Here is a 3788-nt window from a genome sequence, read left to right on the forward strand (position 1 = left end):
AAGATGATGCTATGAAAAAAGTCAGTTCACTTAAACCTCGGTTTGAAGCACTTGGGGTGGAATTGTGCTTTGAAGTGACTGAACGTCAGTTTCTCGATCAGCGTGTTGCCTCTCAGCTCTCTTCTGTTAGGCAATTGGGTGTTGAAGTGGCTATTGATGATTTCGGAACAGGACAGACTGCACTGAGTGTGCTGCAAACAATCTCGTTTGATTATCTGAAAATAGATAAAAGCTTTGTCGATACGATAGGGGTGGATTCGGTTAACCATCACGTGCTGGATGCCATCATTGATCTCGCTCACCGGCTAGAAGTGAAAATAGTAGCCGAAGGTGTTGAAGATAATACCCAAACTGGATATTTGAAAGAGAGAAATTGCCATTATCTGCAAGGGTATAACTTCTTCAAACCGCTGAGCCTAGACGACTTGGCGGCCTCTTTTGTCGTTAAGCAGCCTGTTGAGCTGGCCAGTAACGAGAGTCTAGAAGAAGTCGGGTGAGTGTCAGCCAGAGCTGCCCTTGTCGGATAGAAATCAATACTGATATCGATCAAGATATAGTTTCTATTTTAAAAGATATCTTTTTAATGCATCTTTTGTGGTGTAGGATTACTCGTACGATAAAACACTACTTTTTGTAGTTCTATACCACTAGTACGCGAGGCGCATATGGCTAACATCAATACTTATATGACTCAACATCACAGAAGCTGTGACCACCTGTTAGTTGAGGCAGAAGGTCCGCTAGCCGAAGGTAACTGGACGGCATTTAGCCAGGCGTGGAGTCAGTTTGAAGCCGAAACCTTGCACCATTTTGATCTTGAAGAAGACATTCTTTTTCCTGCATTTGAAGCCCAAACAGGCATGACGTCGGGACCGACCATGGTGATGCGTCAGGAACATGCCCAGGTTCGCTCTCTGTTTGAGCAGATGCAGCAAGCCATTAGCGAGCAGGCCACCGAGCGTGCTATGGGAATTGTGGAAAGTACCATGCTGCTTATCCAGCAGCATAATATGAAAGAAGAGCAAATTCTTTACCCGATGTCGGATGCCCATTTGGCTAACAGTGAGGAAATTGTTGCCCAGATGGATGCCAAGCCTAACAACGCCGCATCCTAATCAAGGAGGCAGATCCTATGGAGCCTATTATCACTCTGGATGTCAGTGAGCTTGAGCCACCTCAGCCGATGCATAAGATCTGCCAGACTCTGACCACCTTGCAGCGAGGCCAGTTGCTGCATGTCAGGCACCGGCGCGAACCTGTTCCGCTGTTTGCCATTCTTGCTCAGCAGCAATTTGATTATCGTCATACCGAAGAAGAGGCGGGGAAGCACCATATCTGGATTTGGCACCAGGGTGATGAGCAAGCTTATAACTGCTTGATGAGAAAGAGCGATGAGACTGACCGGGCTTAACTTCGATGATATTCCGCAGCTGGACGTGCCGCTGCGCTTTTACCTGACCGCACCGTTTTTTGCTGTGATTGCCTCACTGATGCTGATTTGGCAAGGTGATGCTATCTGGCTGGGTCGTTGGCTGCCTGCTTCTCTGGCGATCACTCACCTTGTAGCGATAGGTATGATGGCAATGATCATGATTGGGTCGTTGTTTCAAATCATGCCGGTATTATGTGGCGCTCCGATTACTATCCCACCTATACCTCTGCTCCTGATGCAGGCTAGCTTGATTCTCGGCACGTTAGCGCTAAGCGCCGGTTTTTTCGGTTTGCCAACGTTTAGCGCTAGCTTTGTCTTATTGGGCCTGAGTTTGGGCTATTTTGTTATTTCGCTGCTAGCTGTGCTGCTCCGAAAAGCTGGCGGGCAACAGACCAGGGTTCCTATCATGCTTGCCGGGTTGGCACTTGCTGTTGTTGTGCTGGCAGGATTATTACTGGTGGCTGGTTATCTGTGGGGCTATTTCCCGTTCGCCGGTAAGAGCCTGACTAACTTTCACGCCAGTACGGGCATTTTTGGCTGGGTCTTGTTGTTGATAATGGCGGTCAGCTTTCAGGTGATACCGATGTTTCATGTTACCCCAGAGTTCCCAAGGCATTGGCGTATCGCGCTGCCTGGCTTGCTGGTCGTCGGTTTGGCTTCCCTCGCAGTGGCGAGTGTATTCCAGCTCAGCCTCTATTCCAGCACAGCCTTGATAGCGGCCGTCGGGGTTTTGTATGCAGTGATCGGATTACATCGACTCCGCCAGCGAAAGCGCAAACTTCCGGATACCGTTGTCAGTTATTGGCAATGGGCGTATTCATGCCTGATTTGTGGATGCGTGCTGATGATTGCCATGCCGCTGATCCCGTTTCAGCTGCAGGGAAGGGCAGAGGTCTTTATTGCGCTGATTATCGGCATGGGCTTTGTGCTTGGGGTGATCCAGGGCATGCTGCTGAAAATTGTCCCGTTCTTGATCACTCTTCACCTTCAGCCTATTGCGATGGCGAACCCTAGTGCCATGATGCTGCTGCCCGATCATTACAGCCTGATCAGCCGTCAGCAAATGAAGGTTCAGTTGCGCTTATACCTGCTGGGCATGGCAAGTGTGCTTGTGTCGCTGCTCTATCCACCGGTTACGGCATGTATCGGTCTGATGATGCTGCTTAACTGGTTGTGGATTGGCTACAACATCGCTTCTGCCAGTATGACCTACCGCAACGTACGCCAGGAGATGATGGCGAGCTAATACTGAATTAGCCCGCCTGATTTATCAAGAAGAGTGTTTTCAGGTAATGGGTTATTGAAGCGGGCCTTAACCGGATGAAACCAGTATCTGTTCATCTAACAGTTGCTGGATTTCAGATATGCAGCTGCCGCAACCCGTCCCGGCCTGTGTAGTACGACTTATCGCTTCGACTGAAGATAATCCCTGTTCTTTTATCGCCTGGCAGATAGTGTTTTTTCCTACTTGCTTGCAGGCACACACTGTTTTGCCGCCAGCCAACTTCCCTTCAGCTCGCCCAGAAATAAGGCTGCGTTCTACCGAAGAATCAATGGGTTCATCTAACAGGTGATTGAGCCAGTCCACATCTTGTTGCTGTAAGTCTGATGCTATCAGGTAGCAGCTTCGCAGGCGTTGTTGCTGAATATTCGCATAGCGGTAAAGCCCGTTTTCTGCGCCGCTGTAGCTGAGCTCTTTGCCGTTTTCGTATTGGCAATAGCGGGCAAGCCGGGGCATCAGTTGCTCTGGGGTCAGAGTACTGGCGATGCGATATAAATATCCGTTGCTGACTTTTTGCCGCACCCAGTAGTCAAACTCGCTGATGTCCAGAGGAGTATTTAACAGCAGTATTGCCTCACTACGAAAAGATAACGGTGCGACAGAGACCGGGGTGAACTTAAATTCAGGCTGGCCCGATAGTGTATCGGTATCCGGGGTTATCAGGCTGCAGACCTTGGCGGCACTGGAGGTGGTGTCATTCCAGTGGATCGGGATAAACAACTCTCCCGGCTTTACGTTTTGGGTGATGTGTACCCTGACCATGGCTTTGCCATATTCACTGTTAATCGCTGCTATCTGGCTGTCATTGAGCTGATAGCGCTTGGCATCCGTGGGATGGATGGAGACATAGGGCTCCGGGGTATGTTCGCCAAGTCGCGCCGAGAGCCCGGTCCGGGTCATGGTATGCCATTGGTCGCGAATACGACCGGTATTTAATACCAGCGGATAGCTGTCATTGGTATGGCTTGCGGGCGGCTGATAGCTGACCGCGACAAACCGGGCCTTACCGGAAGGCGTTGCAAAATCGCCGTCGGTGAACAGGCGTTTGTGGGGAAGGTGTTGCGGCTGCGTTTG

5 protein-coding genes are annotated in these 3788 nt (G+C 50.1%); 4 read left to right on the top strand and 1 reads right to left on the bottom strand.

Translation table 11 applies throughout. The features are described 5' to 3' along the window. The 4 genes from MHN01_RS19685 to MHN01_RS19700 form a co-directional block, all read left to right on the top strand. Positions 1–497 (top strand): EAL domain-containing protein (locus tag MHN01_RS19685; protein ID WP_239412907.1); only part of this gene is annotated, 497 nt, incomplete at its 5' end. Between the two features lie 168 nt (positions 498–665). Next, entirely contained in the window at positions 666–1115 is a 450-nt protein-coding gene (locus MHN01_RS19690) for a hemerythrin domain-containing protein (RefSeq protein ID WP_075768406.1), read from the top strand. 17 nt (positions 1116–1132) lie between these two features. After that, entirely contained in the window at positions 1133–1411 is a 279-nt protein-coding gene (locus MHN01_RS19695; protein WP_239412908.1) for a DUF2249 domain-containing protein, read from the top strand. Next, a complete protein-coding gene (locus MHN01_RS19700) occupies positions 1392–2678 on the top strand; it encodes a hypothetical protein (protein ID WP_239412909.1) in 1287 nt (428 codons plus the stop codon). The genes MHN01_RS19695 and MHN01_RS19700 overlap by 20 nt, the downstream gene beginning before the upstream one ends. A 66-nt stretch (positions 2679–2744) precedes the next feature. Here the strand turns inward: MHN01_RS19700 and MHN01_RS19705 are convergent. Next, positions 2745–3788 (bottom strand): molybdopterin dinucleotide binding domain-containing protein (locus tag MHN01_RS19705; RefSeq protein WP_239412910.1); only part of this gene is annotated, 1044 nt, incomplete at its 5' end.

Source organism: Photobacterium sp. OFAV2-7, from assembly GCF_022347985.1.
GTDB lineage: Bacteria > Pseudomonadota > Gammaproteobacteria > Enterobacterales > Vibrionaceae > Photobacterium.

Excerpts from the sequence above, each read along its gene's own strand:
- MHN01_RS19700 (WP_239412909.1), top strand. The coding sequence starts at position 1,392 with ATGAGACTGACCGGGCTTAACTTCGATGATATTCCGCAGCTGGACGTG.
- MHN01_RS19695 (WP_239412908.1), top strand. The coding sequence starts at position 1,133 with ATGGAGCCTATTATCACTCTGGATGTCAGTGAGCTTGAGCCACCTCAG.
- MHN01_RS19690 (WP_075768406.1), top strand. The coding sequence starts at position 666 with ATGGCTAACATCAATACTTATATGACTCAACATCACAGAAGCTGTGAC.